This window comes from Micromonospora sp. WMMD1076, from assembly GCF_029581475.1.
Taxonomy (GTDB): Bacteria; Actinomycetota; Actinomycetes; order Mycobacteriales; family Micromonosporaceae; genus Micromonospora; species Micromonospora aurantiaca.
In genome coordinates this window covers 5,131,915-5,152,373 of sequence record NZ_CP120862.1, presented here as the reverse complement: position 1 = coordinate 5,152,373, position 20,459 = coordinate 5,131,915, and the positions used below count along the sequence as shown (strand labels likewise).

Genomic DNA, 20,459 nt, shown 5'->3' with positions numbered 1-20,459 from the left:
ACCGACCCCTGAGGAACCGATACCGATGCTGACGACCGACGTCCTGATCGTGGGCTACGGCCCCGTCGGTGAGATGCTCACGATCCTGCTGGCGCAGCGAGGGCTCACCGTCACGGCGGTCGAGCGGTGGGCCACCCCGTACAACTTCCCCCGCGCGGTGTCGTACGACGGGGAGGCGAGCCGTGTCCTGGCCGCCGCCGGCGTCGCCGACCGCCTCGGCCCGGTGGTGGAGTCGTCCGGCGAGTACACCTTCAAGAACGGCTTCGGCCGGACCCTGCTGCACGTCAAGGTCACCGGCGACGGCCCGATGGGCTGGCCCGACTCGGTCTCGTTCTACCAGCCGGGACTGGAGGCGCTGCTCGCCGAGCGGGGCGCGGAGCTGCCGGGTGTCACGGTGCTGCGCCCGTACCAGGTGACGGGCCTGGTCGAGCACGACGACCGGGTCGAGGTGACCATCGCCGGCCCGGACGGCGAGGAGGTCCGCGCGGCCCGCTGGGTCGTCGGCTGCGACGGGGCCAACAGCTTCGTGCGGGAGCACCTGGGCAGCGGCGTCACCGACCTCGGCTTCACGTACGACTGGCTGGTCTGCGACGTGGTCCCGCACGAGGCCCGCGAGTTCAAGCCGAACAACCTGCAGGTCTGCGACCCGGCGCGGCCCCGCACGGCCGTGTCGGCCGGCCCGGGGCACCGGCGGTGGGAGTTCATGCGGGTGCCGGGGGAGAGCCGCGAGGAGTTCGAGAGCGCCGCCAGCGTGTGGCGGCTGCTCGGCCTCTTCGACATCACCCCCGACAACGCCACGCTGGAGCGGTACGGCGTCTACACCACCCAGGCATGCTCGGCCGGGCGCTGGCGTTCCGGGCGGATCCTGCTCGCCGGCGACGCGGCGCACGTGATGCCGCCGTTCATGGGGCAGGGGATGAGTTCGGGCTTCCGCGACGCCCTCAACCTCGCCTGGAAGCTCGACCTGGTGCACCGCGGCCTCGCCGACGAGGCCCTGCTGGACACCTACCAGGAGGAGCGCTGCGCGCACGTGCAGCACGCCATCCGGATGTCCATGGACTCGGGCACGGTGATCTGCGAGACCGACCGCGCCGCCGCGGCCGGCCGCGACGCCGCGATGCTCGCCGAGCTGCGCCGGCGTACCGCCCGCCCGCGCACCCGGTCCCTGCTGGAGCCCCTGTCCGGCGGGATCCTGCACAGCGGCTGCGAGGCCGCCGGCGCCCCGATGCCGCAGGGCCGCGTCGAGGTCGACGGCCGCGCCGGGCTCTTCGACGAGGTCGTCGGCACCGGCTTCGTCCTGCTCTGCGCCGAGGACCCCGACGACCTGCTCGACGCCGACGCCCGGGCCTTCCTGGACGCGCTCGGCACGCGGGTCGTCCGGATCGTTCCCGCCGGCGCGCCCGTACCCGGATCCGGCGCCGCGCCGACCGCCTTCGACCTCGACGACGTGTACCTGCCCCACCTCAAGCGGTACGACGCGGTGGCGGTGCTCGTCCGGCCCGACTTCTACGTCTTCGGCACTGCCGCCGACCCGGCCGTTGTGCCCGCGCTCGTCGAGGATCTGCGCCGGCAGATCCGGCGCGGCTGATCGGCATCCACCCACCGGAAGGAACCGACATGTTCGAGAACCTGAAGATCGCCGGCCGGGCGATCCGCACGGTCTTCACCGCCGACCCCATCACCCGGGTCCGGCGCTTCTACGAGATCCAGTCACCCGACGTGGAGTTCGCGGCCCGCCGTACCCACTACATGAACGTGGGCTACTGGTCCGACGGGGTCACCGACATCGACACGGCCGCCGACGCGCTGGCCGACAAGCTGGCCGACGCCGCCGGGCTCAAGCCGGACGACACCGTGCTCGACGTCGGCTTCGGCTACGGGGACCAGGACTTCAAGTGGCTGCGGGAGCGCCAGGTCGCCAAGGTGTACGGCCTGAACATCACCCCGCACCACGTCGAGGCGGCACAGCGCCGGGCGCAGGAGGAGGGGCTCGCCGACCGGACCGACTTCCGGCTCGGCAGCGCCACCGAACTGCCCTTCGGGGACAACACCTTCGACCGGGTCGTCGCCCTGGAGTCCGCCTTCCACTTCTACCCGCGCAGCGCGTTCTTCGCCGAGGCGCTGCGGGTGCTGCGCCCGGGCGGCGTGCTCGCCACGGCCGACATCATCCCGGTCAGCGGCGACGTCGTCCGCGCCGCCATCCAGTCCGGCCCGCTGAGTTTCGTCAAGTTCAGCATCCCGAAGGAGAACTGGCACGACCGGGACACGTACCGGCAGCAGCTGGTCGAGGCCGGCTTCGCCAACCCGGAGGTCCGCTCGATCAAGGAGCAGACCTGGGAGGGCTGGCGGGCGTACATGGCCGAGCGGACCAACGACCCCGCGTTCCGGGCCGTCGTCAAGCCGGCCGTCCGCAAGAGCATGGCGGCCCACTGGAAGAACCAGGACCTCATGAAGCGTGAGCTGGCGCAGCTCGACTACGTGATCGCGGTCGGCCACAAGCGGTGACACCGCGCACCGACGAGGGGCCCGCCCACCGGTCGTGACGACCGGTGGACGGGCCCCTCGTCCGGTGGGATCAGACCGCCGGCGCCGCGCTCAGCGCCGTCGAGACGGCCCGCAGGATCGCCGGCTGGTGCTCGGCCAGGAAGAAGTGCCCGCCCGGGTAGACCTTCAGGTCGAACGCCGCGGTGGTGTGGTCCGACCACGCCCGGGCCTCCTCGACAGTCGTCTTCGGGTCGTCGTCGCCGGTGAGGACGGTGATCGGGCAGCTCAGCGGCGGCCCCGGCCGGTAGATGTACCGCTCGGCGGCCCGGTAGTCGTTGCGGATCGCCGGCAACGCGGCGCGCAGCATCTCCGGGTCCCCGAGGACGGCGGAGTTGGTGCCGCTCAGCTTCCGGACGTCGGCCAGCAGCCCCTCGTCGTCGAGCAGGTGCACCGTCTCGTGCCGTGACTTCGACGGCGCCCGGCGCCCGGACGCGAACAGGTGCGCGACGCTGCCGCCGTCCTGCTCGATGAGCCGGGCGAGTTCGAAGCCGAGGCTGGCCCCCATGCTGTGCCCGAAGATGGCCAGCGGCTCGTCCCGCCAGGGCCGCAGCACGGTGAACACCTCGCGCGCGAGGTCGTGGATGTCGCCGATGCACTTCTCGTGGCGCCGGTCCTGCCGTCCCGGGTACTGGATCGACAGCACCTCCACGGCGGGGGAGAGCGCGCGGGACACCGGGAAGTAGAAGCTTGCCGACCCGCCGGCGTGGGGCAGGCACACCAACCGCCTAGCGCCGCCCGGAGCGGGGTGGAAGCGTCGCACCCACAAGCCGTTGTCGGTATCTGGCGTCGTCATCCTCTGGTGGTCCTTCCGGCGGCTGCGGTTGCCGACCGGATCGGCGCGGACCCGGTCGAGGCGACGCTAGTGCGACGGGTCGGGACCGGACACCCCTAGCTGGTCGGTTGCCTGGTTAGGGGTTGTCCGCGCTCGCGCGCAACCAATAACTTCTCCCGGCAGATGGGGATCTGCGTGGCTCTCGGCCGAGCGAGCCGAACGACAGATACAGGTGTCGCCTGAGACTTCTGCGCATTCGTACCGTCGCTTACGTCGAGTCTCCGCCGTGAATCGCGATGGGCTGGGTTGATGGACACCGAAGAGAAGCTCCGGGAGTACCTGAAGAGAGTCACCGCCGACCTGCGGCGGACCCGGCAACGGCTCCGGGACGTCGAGGCCGACGCGCAGCAGCCCATCGCGATCGTCGGCATCGGCTGCCGGTTTCCCGGCGGGGTGCGCACTGCCGAGGAACTGTGGGATCTCGTCGCGTCCGGCGGTGACGCGATCGCCTCCTTCCCCACCGACCGCGGCTGGGATATCGACGCGCTCTACGACCCGGAGCGGTCCCGGCCGGGCACCTCCTCGGTCCGGGAGGGCGGATTCGTGGCCGACGCCGCCGAGTTCGACCCTCGGCTGTTCGGGGTCTCGCCGCGCGAGGCCCTCGCCATGGACCCGCAGCAGCGGCTGCTGCTGCATACCGCGTGGGAGGCCGTCGAGACGGCGGGGATCGACCCCACAAGCCTGAAGGGCGCCCGGGTCGGGGTCTTCGCCGGCATGACCCACAGCGGGTACGCCCACCCGCCGGAGACCCCGCCGGCGGGCGTGGAGGACTACCTCGGTCTCGGCAACGCGGGCAGCATCGCCTCGGGCCGGGTGGCGTACTCGTTCGGGTTCGAGGGTCCGGCGGTGACTGTGGACACGGCGTGTTCGTCGTCGCTTGTGGCGTTGCACCTGGCGGTGCAGGCCCTGCGGTCCGGCGAGTGCGACCTGGCGCTGGCCGGCGGCGTCACCGTGATGCCCACCCCCGCGGTGTTCGTCGACTTCACCCGGCAGGGCAACCTGTCCCCGGTGGCCCGGTGCCGGGCGTTCGCCGACGCGGCGGACGGCACGGCGCTCGCCGAGGGCGTCGGTGTGCTGCTGGTGCAGCGGTTGTCGGATGCGCGGCGCGACGGGCGCCGGATCCTGGCGGTGGTGCGGGGCACGGCGGTGAATCAGGATGGTGCGTCGAATGGTTTGACGGCGCCGAATGGTCCGTCGCAGCAGCGGGTGATTCGGCAGGCTCTGGCGTTTGCGGGTTTGTCGGCGGCTGATGTGGATGTGGTGGAGGCGCATGGTACGGGTACGTCGTTGGGTGATCCGATTGAGGCGCAGGCGTTGTTGGCGACGTATGGGCAGGGTCGGGATGTGCCGTTGTTGTTGGGGTCGGTGAAGTCGAACATCGGTCATACGCAGGCGGCTGCGGGGGTGGCGGGGATTATCAAGATGGTTTTGGCGTTGCGGTATGGGGTGGTGCCGGCGTCGTTGCATGTGGATGTGCCGTCGTCGCATGTGGATTGGTCGTCGGGTGCGGTGGAGTTGGTGACGCGGACGCGTGAGTGGCCGGGTGTGGGGCGTCCTCGGCGGGCGGGTGTGTCGTCGTTCGGTATTTCGGGGACGAATGCGCACGTGATTTTGGAGCAGCCGGAGGCCGAAGCCGATCTCGAGCCCGCAGCGGTGCCGGTGGGTGTGCCGGTGCCGTGGGTGGTGTCGGGTCGTTCGGAGCGGGCTTTGGTGGGTCAGGCGGCGCGGTTGGCGTCGTTCGTGCGGGGTCGGTCTGACCTGTCGGTGGTGGATGTGTCGTGGTCGTTGGTGATGTCGCGGGCGGCGTTGGAGTGTCGGGCGGTGGTGTGGGGCTCGGACGTCGACGAGTTGGTTGCTGGTCTGTCGGCGGTGGCTGAGGGCCGGTCTGCGGGTGTGGTGTCGGCGGGTCGTCGGGCGGTGTTGTTCACGGGTCAGGGTTCGCAGCGTGTGGGTATGGGCCGGGAGCTGTATGAGGCGTTTCCGGTGTTCGCGGCGTCGTTCGACGCGGTGTGCGCGGAGATCGATCCGCGCCTGCCGCGTGCGTTGCGGGATGTGGTGTTCGCGGAGCCGGGCACTGCCGATGGGGCTCTGTTGGATCGGACCGTGTTTGCGCAGGCGGGGTTGTTCGCGGTGGAGGTGGCGTTGTGGGAGTTGTTGTCGTCGTGGGGGGTGCGGGCGGATTTTGTGGGGGGTCATTCGATCGGTGAGGTGACGGCGGCGTTTGTGGCGGGGATGTTGTCGTTGGCGGATGCGTGCACGTTGGTGGCGGCGCGGGGTCGGTTGATGCAGGCGTTGCCGGCCGGTGGGGTGATGGCGGCCGTCGGCGCGTCGGAGGAGGCTGTGGCTGAGTTGATCGGTGCGTCGGGTGCGGGTGTGGACGTGGCGGCGGTGAATGGTCCGGTGTCGGTGGTGGTGTCGGGTGCTGCGGGTGAGGTCGCCTCGGTGGTGGCGGCCTGTCGTGAGCGGGGTTGGCGGGTCAAGGAGTTGTCGGTCAGTCATGCGTTCCATTCGCGGTTGATGGATCCGATGCTGGACGAGTTCGCGTCGGTGGTGGCGGGGCTGTCGTGGCAGCCGCCGCGGGTGCCGGTGGTGTCGAACGTGTCGGGTGCGGTGGCGGACGCGGCGGAACTGACCGACCCGGGCTACTGGGTGCGGCACGTACGCCAGCCCGTACGGTTCGCCGACGCGGTGCGCACCCTCCACCAGCAGGACGTCACCCAGTTCCTGGAGGTCGGCCCCGACGCCGTACTCACCGCCATGGCGCAGGACTGCGTCGAGGCGGCCGGCGAAGTCCGGTTCACCGCCACGATGCGCGCCGGGCACTCCGAGGCCGACACGCTGCGCACCGCCCTCGCCGAGCGGTACGTCACCGGCGGCCACGTCGACTGGACCGGATACCTCGCCGCCCTCGACGGGTCCGGCCCCGAGCGGGCAGCCGAGGCGCGCCCCCGCGCCATCGCCCTGCCCACGTACGCCTTCGACCAGCAGCGCTACTGGCTCAACGCCAGCGCGGGGGTCGAGACGGTGCCCGGGCTCGGTGTCCGCCCCGTCGACCACGCGCTGCTCGGCGCCGCCGTACGCGTCGCCGACGACGACGTACGGGTCTTCGGCACCGAACTCTCCGTGCTGACACACCCGTGGCTCGCCGAACACGTCGTCTGGGACTCGGTGGTGGTGCCCGGCGCCGCCCTGGTCGAAATGGTCCTGCACGCGGGCGCGCAGGTCGGCTGCGACACCCTCGACGAGCTGACCCTCCAGGCCCCGCTGGCGCTCGCCGAGGACGGCACCCGGGCGGTGCAGGTGAAACTGGGCGCGGCGGACGAGGACGGTCGCCGGACGGTCAGCATCCACTCCCGCGCCGCCGCCGACCCGGACGGCGAGTGGGACCGCCACGCGGCGGGCGTCCTCGCCCCCGCCGTACCGCAGCCCGACCGATCCGATCCGGCGCCGTGGCCGCCCAGCGCCGCCACCGCTGTCGCGGTCGACGGGATCTACACCGAGCTGTCCCGTCTGGGCGTCGAGTACGGCCCCCTCTTCCGTGGCCTGCGCGCCGTCTGGCGCACCGGCGACGAGGTGTGCGCCGAGGTGGCGGTGCCCGACGGCACCGAGGTCGCCGGCTTCGGCCTGCATCCCGCCCTGCTGGACGCTGCGCTGCACGTCGTCGGCCTGCTCGACTCCGACGCGGAGGATGCCTCCGGCGTACGCCTGCCCTTCGCCTGGACCGGCGTCACTCTCTCGGCGGTCGGCGCGACCGCGCTGCGGGTACGCGCCCGGCGCAGCGGCGGCGGCGTGGCCCTGACCCTGACCGACCCGGCCGGCGCCCCCGTCGCCCGGATCGACTCCCTGGTCTCCCGCCCCGTCACCACCGACCAGGTGCGCGGCGGTGACTCCGCAGCCGATCCGCTGTACGCCGTCAACTGGCAGAGCGTGCGGCCAGGTACCCCGGCGACCGTCCGGGTGGTGCTCCTCGGCGACGCGCCGTCCGACCTGTCCGAGATCGCCAGGTACAGGCTCGCCGAGCTGGCGGAGGCGGTCGACTCCGGCCGGATCGACCCGGAACTGGTGCTGCTCGCCGCGTACGCCGACGACGAGGACGCCCCGGTTCCCGCCGCGACGCGGAGCCGGCTCACCGCGGTGCTGGCCGCCGTCCAGGGCTGGCTCGCCGACGACCGGCTGGCGGAGCGGCGGCTGGTCGTGCTGACCCGCGGGGCCGTCGCCGCCGGCGACACCTGTCGTACGGGCGACCTGCCCGGCGCGGCGGTCTGGGGCCTGCTGCGCTCGGCCCAGGCGGAACACCCCGGCCGCTTCGTGCTCGTGGATCTCGACGAGGCGCGGCAGCCGGAGTCCTGCACTGTGGACCTGGTGGCCCGTGCGGTCGCCACCGGCGAACCCCAACTGGCGGTCCGGGACGAGCAGGTGCTGACGCCCCGGCTCGCGCCAGCCGTCCTCGACCCGGCACCGGCCGCCGCCCTCGACCCCGACGGGACGGTCCTGGTCACCGGGGCCACCGGCGCCCTCGGCGGTCTGCTGGCCCGGCACCTGGTCAGTACGCACAAGGTGCGCCACCTGCTGCTGGTCAGCCGCCGCGGAACCGACGCCCCCGGCGCGGCGGAGCTGCTCGCCGAGCTGACCGCGCTGGGTGCGCAGGCCCGCCTGGTCGCCGCCGACGTGGCGGACCGGGACCGCCTGGCCGCGGTGCTGGCCGACGTTCCCGCCGAGCACCCGCTCACCGGCGTGGTGCACGCCGCCGGCGTCCTCGACGACGCGGTGATCTCGGCGCTGACCCCCGGCCGGCTGTCAGCCGTTCTCTCCGCCAAGGCCGACGCCGCCTGGCACCTGCACGAGCTGACCCGATCGCGGCCGCTGGCGATGTTCGTCCTCTTCTCGTCGGTCGCCGGTGTCCTCGGCGGCCCCGGGCAGGGCAACTACGCCGCCGCGAACGCGTTCCTCGACGGCCTCGCCGGACACCGGCATGCCTGCGGCCTCGCCGCCACGTCCCTGTCCTGGGGCCTCTGGGCCGCGGACAGCGGGATGACGGGCGCACTCGACGCCGCCCAGCGGCAGCGGATGAGCCGCAACGGCCTCAGCCCGCTCGGCACCGGCCAGGCGCTGCGCCTCTTCGACAACGGCCTGCACGGTGGACGCCCCCACCTGGTGCCGGCGCTGCTCGACCTCGCCGCGCTGCGCCGCCAGGCCGACGCCGGCCAGCTCCCGGCGCCGCTGCGCGGCCTGGTCCGGGCCCGGCGGCGCGTCGTCGAGGGCGGCGGCGACGGCGGCCCGTCCTTCGCGCAGCGCCTCGCCGGCACGCCCGAGGCCGAACGCGGCCGGCTGGTGGAGGACCTGGTCAAGGCGCAGGTCATCGAGGTGCTCGGCTACCCGCCGGCCACCGTCGTGCCGTCCGGGCAGACGTTCACCGGCCTCGGCTTCGACTCGCTGACAGCCGTGGAGCTGCGCAACCGGCTGACCGCCCTCACCGGCATCCGGCTTCCGGCGAGCCTGATCTTCGACTGCCCCACGCCCGCCGCCCTCGCCGACTTCCTGCTGGTCGACGCCGCCCCGCCGAAGCCCGAACCGAGCCTGCTCGCCGAGCTGGACCGGCTGGAGGCCGCGTTCGCCGCGACCGCGCCGGAGGAACTGGAGCGGCTGGCCGCCGACGACGAGACGCGTACCGCCGTGGCGGTCCGCCTCCGGGCGCTGGTCACCCGGTGGAGCGACACCACCGACCGGCCCGACGACGTCGGCCAGGCCCTCGACGACGCCTCGGACGACGAGCTGTTCGACTTCATCGACCAGAAGTTCGGCCGATCCTGACCACGAGTCCGCCGCTTGCCCCTTAGCGACAGGTGATCAACCCGATGGCGAACGAAGCCAAGCTCCGCGAGTACCTCAAGCGCGTCACCGCTGACCTGCACGAGACCAGCGAACGCCTGCGGGCCGTCGACGAGCAGAATCACGAGCCGATCGCGATCGTGGGGATGGGCTGCCGCTACCCGGGCGGGGTGCGGACTCCGGAGGCGCTGTGGCGGCTGGTCGAGTCCGGCGTCGACGCCGTCACACCCTTCCCGGCGGACCGGGGCTGGGACGTGGAGAGCCTCTACGACCCCGACCCGGACGCGCACGGCAAGTCGTACACCCGCGAGGGCGGCTTCCTGCACGACGCCGGCGAGTTCGACGGCGGCTTCTTCGGCATCTCGCCCCGCGAGGCGCTGGCCATGGACCCGCAACAGCGCCTCCTGCTGGAGGTCGCCTGGGAGACGGTCGAGCGGGCCGGCATCGCCGCGGACTCGCTCAAGGGCAGCCGCACCGGCGTCTTCACCGGCGTCATGTACCACGACTACGTCTCCCGGCTCAACGGCGTGCCGCAGGAGGTCGAGGCGTTCGTCGGCACGGGCAACCACGGCAGCGTCGTCTCCGGCCGGATCGCGTACACGTTCGGCTTCGAGGGCCCGGCCGTCACCGTCGACACCGCCTGCTCGTCCTCACTGGTGGCGCTGCACCTCGCCGTGCAGGCCCTGCGTTCCGGCGAGTGCACCCTCGCGCTGGCCGGCGGCGTCACCGTCATGTCCAGCCCCGACACGTTCGTCGGCTTCAGCCGCCAGCGTGGCCTGTCCCCGGACGGGCGGTGCAAGTCCTTCGCGGCCACCGCCGACGGCACCGGCTGGAGCGAGGGCGCCGGGCTGCTGCTGCTGGAGCGGCTCTCCGACGCGCAGCGCAACGGCCACCGGGTGCTCGCCGTGGTGCGCGGCAGCGCGGTCAACTCCGACGGCGCCTCCAACGGCCTCACCGCGCCGCACGGCCCGTCGCAGCAACGCGTGATCCGCCAGGCCCTCGCCAACGCCCGGCTCGCCCCGGCCGACGTGGACGCCGTCGAGGCCCACGGCACCGGCACCCGCCTCGGCGACCCCATCGAGGCGCAGGCCCTGCTCGCCACGTACGGCCGGGACCGGGCCGACGACCAGCCCCTGTGGCTCGGGTCGATCAAGTCGAACCTCGGGCACACCCAGGCCGCGGCCGGCGTCGCCGGCGTCATCAAGATGGTCATGGCGATGCGTCACGGCGTCCTGCCGCGCACCCTGCACGTCGACGAGCCGTCCCCGCACGTCGACTGGTCGGCCGGCGCGGTGAGCCTGCTCCGCGAGCCGCGCCCGTGGCCGCGCGCGACGAGGCCCATGCGCGCGGGCGTCTCCTCGTTCGGTGTCAGCGGCACCAACGCCCACGTCATCGTCGAGGCCGCCCCGCCCGCGCCGCAGCCGGCCACCGACGCCGTCACCGGCCCCGACCCGCTGCCGTGGGTCGTCTCCGCGCGCAGCGCCGCAGCGCTCGGCGCCCAGGCCGACCGGCTGCGCTCCTGGCTCACCGAGCACCCCGACGCCGCGCCGGCCGCCGTGGGCCGGGCCCTGGCCACCGGCCGGTCCGTCCTGGAACACCGGGCGGTGCTGCTCGGCGCCGACCGGGACGAACTGCTCGCCGGGCTCGGCGCGCTGGCCGACGGGGTTCCGGCCGCGTCCGTGCGGCGCGGGGTCGCCAGTCCCACCCGCGTCGCCGTGCTCTGCACCGGCCAGGGCGCCCAGCGCGTCGGCATGGGCCAGCGGTTGTACGCCGCCTTCCCGGCCTTCGCCGACGCCTTCGACGCCGCCTGCGCGGAGCTGGACAGGCACCTCGACCGGCCGCTGCGCGGCGTGCTCGACGGCCCCGCCGACGTGCTCGACCGCACCGGGTACGCCCAGGCGGCGCTCTTCGCCGTCGAGGTCGCCGCCTACCGGCTCGTCGAGTCCTGGGGTGTCGTGCCGGACTTCGTGGCCGGGCACTCGGTCGGCGAGGTGGCCGCCGCGCACATCGCCGGCGTGCTGTCGCTGCCCGACGCCGCCCGCCTGGTGGCCGCCCGGGGCACCCTGATGCAGGCGCTGCCCACCGGTGGCGCCATGGTGTCGATCCGCGCCACCGAGGCGGAGGTCCGCGCGCACCTGGCCACCGTCGGCGGGACGCCCGGCGCCGGGCTGGCCGCCGTCAACGGCCCGGAGTCCGTCGTCGTCTCCGGCGACGAGGACGCCGTGCTGGCGGTCGCCGCACACTTCGCAGCCCTCGGCCGCAGCACCAGGCGACTGCGGGTCAGCCACGCGTTCCACTCCGCCCGCATGGACCCGATGCTCGACGCGTTCGGCGACGTGCTCGGGCAACTGACCTTCGCCGCGCCCCGCATCCCCGTGGTCTCCACCGTGACCGGAGCGGTGCTCGACCTCGGCGAGGTGTGCTCCCCGGCGTACTGGCTGCGCAACGTCCGCGACACGGTCCGCTTCGACGCCGCCGTGACCACGCTGCGTGAGCTGGGTGTCGGCGCGTACGTCGAGGTGGGCCCGGGCGGAGTGCTCTGCGCGCTCACCCAGGAGATCGTCGGCGCGGACCAGGCGGTCTGCGCCCCCGTGCTGCGCGCCGAGCACGACGAGGCGACGACCGCCCTGGCCGCCGCGGCCACCGTGTGGACCAGGGGCGTGCCGGTGAACTGGGCGGCCCTGTTCGCCGGCCCGCCCGTGCCGGTCGACCTGCCCACGTACGCGTTCCAGCGCGCACGCTACTGGCTGCTGCCCCTGCCGCAGCCCGCCGACGTGACCGCCGCCGGGCTGACCCCGACCGGCCACCCGCTGCTCGGCGCGGTGTTCCGCTCGGCCGACGGCGACGAGGTGACGCTCACCGGCAGGTTGTCCGTGGAGACCCAGCCCTGGCTGGCCGAGCACGCCCTGCGCGACGTCGTGCTCCTGCCCGGCACCGGGTTCGTGGAGCTGGCGATGCGGGCCGGCGCGGAGGTCGGCGCCGAACGGCTCGCCGAGCTGACCCTCCAGGCGCCGCTGGTGCTGCCCGAGACCGGCGGCGTCGACGTGCAGGTCGCCGCCGAACGCACCGGCGGCGGAGCGTGGCAGCTCACCGTCCACGCCCGTCGCGCCGGCACCGACGACATCTGGGTACGGCACGCCACCGGCCTGCTCACCGAGGAGCCGGACGAGGACACCGGCACGCTGGAGCAGTGGCCGCCGAGCGACGCCACCTCCCTGGACGTGTCGGAGCTGGCCGGGCGGGCGGCACGGGCCGGGTTCGCGTACGGCCCGGCCTTCTCCGGGCTGCGCGCCGCCTGGCGCGTCGGCGCGGACGTGTACGCCGAGGTGGCGCTGCCCGATCCGGCGGCCGGCGACGCCGGTGGGTACGGGCTGCACCCGGCGTTGCTCGACGCCGCCGTGCAGGCGGTCGGGCTGGGCATCGTCGACCCCGGCGAGGCCCGCATGCCGTTCGCCTGGTCCGACGTGACGCTGTCCGCCCACGGCGCCGACACGCTGCGGGTACGGTTGACCCCCACCGGTCCGGACACGGTGTCCATGCTGGTCGCCGACGCCACCGGGGCGCCGGTCGCCCGGGTCGGCTCCCTGGTGCTGCGGCCCCTGCCGGCGGGGGAGCTCACCGCCGGCGGGTCCGCGTGGCGGCGCTCGCTGTTCCGCCTCGACTGGCTCCGGCACCCCGTCGCCGGGGGCGCCGCCGACGGCACGACCTGGGCGGTGCTCGGCGGACGTCCCGCCCCGCTGCCGTCCGGCCCGCCCGCCGCCCGGTACGCCGACCTCGACGCGCTCCGCGACGCCGGGGTACCCGACGCCGTGCTGTACCCGGTGGCCGGCGCGACCGGCCCCGGCGCCGTCCACGACCTGCTCGCCGAGGTCCTCGCCGTGCTCCAGGGCTGGCTCGCCGCCGAGCCGCACACCGGCGACTCCCGGCTGGTGGTCCTCACCGGCGGCGCCGTCGCCGTGGACGACGACGCGGAGGTCACCGACCTGGCCGGCGCCGCCGTGTGGGGCCTGCTCCGCTCCGCCCAGGCCGAGCACCCCGGCCGCTTCCTCGTCGTCGACGTCGACGACGAGGAGAACTGCGCGGCCGTCCTCGCCGGCCTGCTGTCGGCCGACGAGCCGCAGGCGGCGGTACGCGACGGGGCGCTCCGTGTGCCCCGGCTCGTCGCCGCCCCGGAACCCGACGCGCCGGCGCCGGCGCTGGACCCGGAGGGCACGGTGCTGGTCACCGGCGGCACCGGTGCCCTCGGCGCGCTGACCGCCCGCCACCTGGTCACCCGGTACGGGGCCCGGCACCTGCTGCTGACCAGCCGGCGCGGCGCCGACGCCGACGGCGCAGCCGACCTGGTCGCCGCCCTCGCCGACCTGGGGGCCACCGCGACGGTCGAGGCGTGCGACGCCGCCGACCGGGCCGCCCTCGCCGCGCTGCTGGACCGGATCGACCCGGCGCACCCGCTGACCGGCGTGGTGCACACCGCCGGCGTGCTGGCCGACCGCACCCTGACCTCGCTCACCCCCGAGACCCTCGGCGACGTGCTGCGGCCGAAGGTGGACGCCGCCGCGAACCTGCACGAGCTGACCGCCGCCAGCCGCCTCGCACTCTTCGTCACGTACTCCTCGGCGGCGGGCGTGACGGGCAGCCCCGGCCAGGCCAACTACGCGGCGGCCAACGCCTTCCTGGACGCGCTCGCCCACCGGCGACGGGCCGCGGGTTTGCCGGCGCACTCGCTGGCCTGGGGCCCGTGGGCGGAGTCGGGCGGCGGTATGACCGCCGGCCTCGACCGCGCCGACACCGACCGGCTGGCCCGGGCCGGCGTACGGCCGCTTCCCGCGGCGGACGGCCTCGCGCTCCTCGACGCCGCCCTGCTCACCGGCCTGCCCGCGACGGTGCCGATGGCGCTGGACGGGCCGGCGCTGCGCGCCCAGGCCGAGGCGGGCACCCTGCCGTCGGTCCTGCGCGGCGTGGTCCGGGCGCCCCGGCGCCGCGCCGCGCGGTCCGGCCCGGCGGAGACCGCCGCGCTGACCGGGCGGCTCGCCGGCCTCGACCGCGAGGAGCGCGCCGCGGCCCTGCTGCGGCTCGTCCTCGACCAGGTCGCGACGGTTCTGGGGTACGCCGATGCCGCCGCCGTCGAGGCCGGGCGTCCGTTCACCGATCTCGGTTTCGACTCGCTCACCGCCGTCGAACTGCGCAACCGGCTGGGCGCGGTCACCGGCCTGCGCCTGCCCGCGACGCTGGTCTTCGACCACCCGACCCCGCTCGCCCTCGCCGACCACCTGGACGCCGAGACCGGAACGGACGCCGGCACCCGGGCGGCTCCGGCCGCCGCTGTCGCGGCGCTCGACGAGCCGATCGCGATCGTCGGCATGAGCTGCCGCTACCCCGGCGGCGTACGCAGCCCCGAGCAGCTGTGGGACCTCCTCGTCTCCGGTGGCGACGGCATCACCGGCTTCCCCGCCGACCGCGGCTGGGACGTCGACGACCTGTACGACCCGTCCGGCGCGCGCCGGGGCAGCAGCTACGCCCGCGAGGGCGGCTTCCTGGTCGACGCCGCCGACTTCGACGCCGACCTGTTCAAGATCTCGCCGCACGAGGCCCTCGCCATGGACCCGCAGCAGCGGCTGCTGCTGGAGACCTCGTGGGAGGCCATCGAGGACGCCCGGATCGACCCGCTTGCGCTGCGTGGCCGCCCCGTCGGCGTGTTCGCTGGCATGATGTACCACAACCACGCCGCAGGGCTGGCCGACGTCCCCGAGACCCTCGACGGCTACCTCGGCGTCGGCACGGCCAGCAGCGTGTTGTCGGGTCGGGTGGCGTACTCGTTCGGGTTCGAGGGTCCGGCGGTGACTGTGGACACGGCGTGTTCGTCGTCGCTTGTGGCGTTGCACCTGGCGGTGCAGGCCCTGCGGTCGGGGGAGTGTGACCTGGCGCTGGCCGGGGGCGTCACGGTGATGGCGACGCCCGAGACGTTCATCGACTTCTCCCGCCAGCGGGGCATGGCCCCCGACGGCCGGTGCAAGTCGTTCTCCGACGCGGCGGACGGCACGGGCTGGTCCGAGGGCGTCGGTGTGCTGCTGGTGCAGCGGTTGTCGGATGCGCGGCGCGACGGGCGTCGGATCCTGGCGGTGGTGCGGGGCACGGCGGTGAATCAGGACGGCGCGTCGAACGGGTTGACGGCGCCGAACGGCCCCTCGCAGCAGCGGGTGATCCGCCAGGCGCTCGCGAACGCCGGGCTGGGCGTCGCCGATGTGGATGTCGTGGAGGCGCACGGCACGGGCACGACGCTGGGCGACCCCATCGAGGCCCAGGCGCTGCTCGCCACGTACGGGCAGGACCGCGACGACCGGGACGCACTGTTGTTGGGGTCGGTGAAGTCGAACATCGGTCATACGCAGGCGGCTGCGGGGGTGGCGGGGATTATCAAGATGGTTTTGGCGATGCGGTATGGGGTGGTGCCGGCGTCGTTGCATGTGGATGTGCCGTCGTCGCATGTGGATTGGTCGTCGGGTGCGGTGGAGTTGGTGACCGAGTCCCGTGAGTGGCCGGGTGTGGGGCGTCCTCGGCGTGCGGGTGTGTCGTCGTTCGGTATTTCGGGGACGAACGCGCACGTGATCATCGAGCAGCCGGAGCCGGAGTCCGCTCCGGCACCGGTCGCGTCCGTTGCGCCGGTTGGGTTGCCGGTGCCGTGGGTGGTGTCGGGTCGTTCGGAGCGGGCTTTGGTGGGTCAGGCGTCGCGGTTGGCGTCGTTCGTGCGGGGTCGGTCTGCCCTGTCGGTGGTGGATGTGTCGTGGTCGTTGGTGAGGTCGCGGGCGGCGTTGGAGCATCGTGCGGTGGTGTGGGGCTCGGACGTGGAGGAGTTGGTTGCTGGTCTGTCGGCGGTGGCTGAGGGCCGGTCTGCGGGTGTGGTGTCGGTGGGTCGTCGGGCGGTGTTGTTTACGGGTCAGGGTTCGCAGCGTGTGGGTATGGGCCGGGAGTTGTATGAGGTGTTCCCGGTGTTCGCGGCGTCGTTCGACGCGGTGTGCGCGGAGATCGATCCGCGCCTGCCGCGTGCGTTGCGGGATGTGGTGTTCGCGGAGCCGGGCACTGCCGATGGGGCTCTGTTGGATCGGACCGTGTTTGCGCAGGCGGGGTTGTTCGCGGTGGAGGTGGCGTTGTGGGAGTTGTTGTCGTCGTGGGGGGTGCGGGCGGACTACCTGGCGGGTCATTCGATCGGTGAGGTGACGGCCGCGTATGTGTCCGGGGTGTTGTCGTTGGCGGATGCGTGCACGTTGGTGGCGGCGCGGGGTCGGTTGATGCAGGCGTTGCCGGCCGGTGGCGTGATGGCGGCCGTCGGCGCGTCGGAGGAGGCTGTCGCTGAGCTGATCGGCGCGTCGGGTGCGGGTGTGGACGTGGCGGCGGTGAACGGTCCGGTGTCGGTGGTGGTGTCGGGTGCTGTGGGTGAGGTTGCGGTGGTGGTGGCGGCCTGTCGTGAGCGGGGTTGGCGGGTCAAGGAGTTGTCGGTCAGTCATGCGTTCCATTCGCGGTTGATGGATCCGATGCTGGACGAGTTCGCGTCGGTGGTGGCGGGGCTGGACTGGCGGGTGCCGCGGATCCCGATCGTGTCGAACGTGACCGGCGCGGTCGCGGACGCCGCAGAGATCACCGAGCCCGGCTACTGGGTGCGGCACGTGCGGCAGCCGGTGCGCTTCGCCGACGGGGTGGCGGCGTTGCGGGCGCTGGGGGTGGACACCTTCCTGGAGGTCGGCCCGGACGCGGTCCTCACCGCCATGGCCGCCGAGGCGGACACGACCGACGACGTGCGGTACGTCGCCACGCTGCGCCGCAGCCAGTCCAACGTCACCACCCTCACCAGTGCCGCCGGGCAGCTCTGGGCCGCCGGTGTGGCCGTCGACTGGGCGGCGTACCTCGGCCAGACCGGCACCCGGCCGCGCGCGGTGGAACTGCCCACCTACGCCTTCGACCGGCAGCGCTACTGGCTGGCGGACCCCCAGCCCGGCTCGGCTCCGGAGCGGGCCGACGCCCCGTCCGACGAGCAGTTCTGGGCGGCGGTCGAGTCCGGGGACCTCGGCGTGCTGGGCGAGGATCTCGCCGTGGGAGCGGACGAGCCGTCCACGGCGCTGCTGCCCAAGCTCGCCCGGTGGCGGCGGGCGACGCAGCAGCGGGCGGTCGTCGACTCCTGGCGGTACCGGTCGACGTGGCGTACGGCCGCCGTGCCGGACTCCGCGACGTTGGCGGGAACCTGGCTGCTGCTGATGGCGCCCGGGCAGGAGGACCACCCGGTGGCCGCGGCGCTGGCTGCCCGGGCCGACCGGGCGGTCCCGGTGCTGGTACCGGCCGGCGCCGACCGCGACCGGGTGGCGCGGCTGCTGCTGGAGGCGATGAGCTCAGACGCCCGGGACGCCCATGTGGTGTCCCTGCTGTCGCTGGCCGAGCCGCGGGAGGCGTCCCCGGTTCCGGCCGCCGCCGAGGTGTCGACGGCGCTGGCCGTGGTGCAGGCGCTGACCGACGTCGGTGGGTCGGGCCGGTTGTGGTGGCTGACGCGCGGGGCGGTGTCGGTCGGCGGCTCGGACGAGCTGGCGGATGTCGCGGGTTCTGCGGTGTGGGGTTTGGGTCGGGTGGTGGGTTTGGAGGTGCCGTTGCGGTGGGGTGGTTTGGTGGATTTGCCGGTGTTGTTGGGTGGTGGTGTGTGGGGTCGGTTGTGTGGGGTGTTGTCGTCGGGGGTTGAGGATCAGGTGGCGTTGCGGTCGTCGGGTGTGTTTGTGCGGCGGTTGGTGCGTGCGGGTTCTGCGGCGGGTGCGGGTGCGGGTGTTGGTGGTGGTTTCCGGTTGTCGGGGACGGTGTTGGTGACGGGTGGTACGGGTGCGTTGGGTGCGCGGGTGGCGTTGTGGGCGGTGGGTGTGGGTGCGGAGCATGTGGTGTTGGTGAGTCGGCGTGGTGGTGGTGCGCCGGGTGTGGGTGAGTTGGTGGGGCGGTTGGAGGGTTTGGGTGTGCGGGTGTCGGTGGTGGGTTGTGATGTGGCGGATCGTGGTGCGGTGGCGGGGTTGTTGGGGGATTTGGTGGGTCGGGGTGAGCGGTTGCGGGCGGTGGTGCATGCGGCTGGTGTGGCGCAGTTGACGCCGTTGGGTGAGGTGGGTGTGGGTGAGGTGGAGGAGGTGTTGCGGGCGAAGGTTGGTGGTGCGGTGGTGTTGGATGAGTTGACTGCTGGTTTGGATTTGGATGCGTTTGTGGTTTTTTCGTCGATTGCGGGGGTGTGGGGTTCTGCGGGTCAGGTGGGGTATGCGGCGGCGAATGCGTTTGTGGATGGGTTGGTGGTGTCGCGGCGTGGGCGTGGGTTGGTGGGGACGTCGGTGGCGTGGGGGCCGTGGGCTGAGGCGGGTATGGCGGTGGGGGTGGCGGGGGAGCAGTTGAGTCGGCGTGGTTTGCCGGGGATGGCTCCGGAGTTGGCGGTGGTGGCGTTGCAGCGGGCGTTGGATGGTGGTGAGGGGCAGGTGGTGGTGGCGGATGTGCGGTGGGATCGGTTTGTGCCGTCGTTCACGGCGTTGCGTCCGTCGCGTCTGTTCACCGACATCCCCGAAGCACAGCCCGCACAGGCCGACGAGGCGCCGAAGGCCGAGGATCGCGGCGCGGCGTCGGCGCTGCGCGAGCGGCTCGCCGCCGCCTCCGGGTCGGAGCGCGACCGCATCCTGCTCGACCTGGTCCGCGGCACCGCCGCGGCGGTGCTGGGACACGCCACGCCGAGCGGGATCAGGCCCGCCCGCGGCTTCCTCGAACTGGGCTTCGACTCGCTCACCGCAGTCGAGCTGCGCAACCGGCTGACCGCCGCAACGGGCATCGGACTGCCCGCCACCCTCGTCTTCGACCATCCCACCCCGAACGCGCTCGCCGGTCACCTGCGGGCCGAGTTGGCGCCCGAGCAGCCGGCGTTGCCGATCGTGGCCGAGATCGAACGCCTCGACAAGCTCCTCGGCGGGCTGCCGGGCGACCAGGTCGACGACGCGGTCGTCGGTCGGCTGGAGGACCTGCTGACCCGGTGGCGGGGCGGACCCGCCGCCACCGCCCCGGCACCGGCCGCCGTCGAGGAGGAACTGGAGTCGGCTAGCCGGGACGAGCTGTTCGACATCATCCAGCGCGAGTTCGGCAAGTCCTGAGCGGACACTGCCCGACCCCGGGCGGGATGGGCCGGGGAAAGGGACACCCGGCGGCGCCGGACGCCTGACCGGCGCCGTCGGCCAGGCGGGCCCGCCTTAGGGGTCCACGGAGCCGGTCTAGGGGTGTGCCGGTGCGGATCCGGCTCCGTAGGGTCGGAGCACGCCAGGCCGTCTCACCCTGCCCACCGGCGGCGAGCGGTACGGATGCGGGTGCGTGCGGTACCCCGGATGGACGGGAGGTCCGCATGGCCGGATCCGGCTTGCCCCAACTGCTCGCCGTCAGCGATCTGCACGTGGTGCACGCGGAGAACAAGGCCATCGTCGAGCGACTGCGGCCGGAGCGCGACGGCGACTGGCTCGTCGTCGCCGGCGACGTCGGGGAGTTCGTCGGCGACGTCGAGTGGGCGCTCGGACTCCTCAGCCGCCGCTTCGCGAAGGTGATCTGGGCCCCCGGCAACCACGAGCTGTGGACTCCCCGCGAGGACCCGATCCAGCTCCGGGGAGACGCGCGCTACCAGCACCTGGTGGAGTTGTGCCGGGGGCTCGGGGTGGTCACCCCGGAGGATCCGTACCCCGTCTGGGATCCGCGGGGCGACGACCCGGTCCTGATCGCCCCGCTGTTCCTGCTCTACGACTACACCTTCCGGCCCCCGGGGACGTACACGAAGGAACAGGCCCTGGCGCGGGCCCACGAGGTCGGCGTGGTCTGCACCGACGAGATCCTGCTGCACCCGGACCCGTACCCGACGCGGGACGCCTGGTGCCGGGCGCGGCTGGCCCTGACGGAGCGCCGGCTCACCGCCGAGCGCGGCGGGCTGCCCACCGTCCTGGTCAACCACTTCCCGCTCGTGCGCGAGCCCACCCGGATCCTGCGGTACCCGGAGTTCGCCCAGTGGTGCGGCACCGAGGCCACGGCCGACTGGCACGTCCGCTTCGACGCCCGCGTCGCCGTCTACGGTCACCTGCACATCCCGCGCACCACCTGGTACGACGGGGTCCGGTTCGAAGAGGTCTCGGTCGGCTACCCGCGGGAGTGGCGCCGCCGCTCGACGCCCCCCGGTCGGTTGCGCCGCATCCTGCCGTCGGCCGCCGGACAGCCCGCCTGAACGGCC

Annotated in this window: 6 protein-coding genes; 5 read left to right on the top strand and 1 reads right to left on the bottom strand. The window is 73.6% G+C overall.

Annotated features, from left to right (window positions below):
- Window positions 1-25: 25 nt before the first annotated feature.
- Entirely contained in the window at window positions 26-1,588 is a 1,563-nt protein-coding gene (locus O7622_RS23225; RefSeq protein WP_282310317.1) for a bifunctional 3-(3-hydroxy-phenyl)propionate/3-hydroxycinnamic acid hydroxylase, read from the top strand.
- Window positions 1,589-1,617: 29 nt separating this feature from the next.
- The gene (locus O7622_RS23220) at window positions 1,618-2,505 is read left to right on the top strand and encodes a class I SAM-dependent methyltransferase (RefSeq protein WP_116506946.1); all 888 of its coding nucleotides are present in this window, start codon (window positions 1,618-1,620) and stop codon (window positions 2,503-2,505) included.
- A 70-nt stretch (window positions 2,506-2,575) separates the two neighbouring features.
- Here O7622_RS23220 and O7622_RS23215 read toward each other — a convergent pair whose 3' ends face one another.
- Window positions 2,576-3,337: an alpha/beta fold hydrolase gene (locus O7622_RS23215; protein ID WP_282310316.1), complete on the bottom strand. Its 762-nt coding sequence runs from the start codon at window positions 3,335-3,337 to the stop codon at window positions 2,576-2,578.
- A gap of 285 nt (window positions 3,338-3,622) precedes the next feature.
- On the opposite strand from O7622_RS23215, the gene O7622_RS23210 reads away from it, so the two are divergent.
- From O7622_RS23210 to O7622_RS23200, 3 genes are all read left to right on the top strand, one after another.
- Window positions 3,623-9,187, top strand: a complete 5,565-nt coding sequence (locus tag O7622_RS23210; protein WP_282310315.1) for a type I polyketide synthase — start codon at window positions 3,623-3,625, stop codon at window positions 9,185-9,187.
- 44 nt (window positions 9,188-9,231) lie between these two features.
- Window positions 9,232-19,347: a type I polyketide synthase gene (locus O7622_RS23205; protein ID WP_282310314.1), complete on the top strand. Its 10,116-nt coding sequence runs from the start codon at window positions 9,232-9,234 to the stop codon at window positions 19,345-19,347.
- 245 nt (window positions 19,348-19,592) lie between these two features.
- On the top strand, window positions 19,593-20,453 hold the full coding sequence (locus O7622_RS23200) for a metallophosphoesterase (protein ID WP_282310313.1): 861 nt from the start codon (window positions 19,593-19,595) through the stop codon (window positions 20,451-20,453).
- Window positions 20,454-20,459 lie beyond the last annotated feature (6 nt).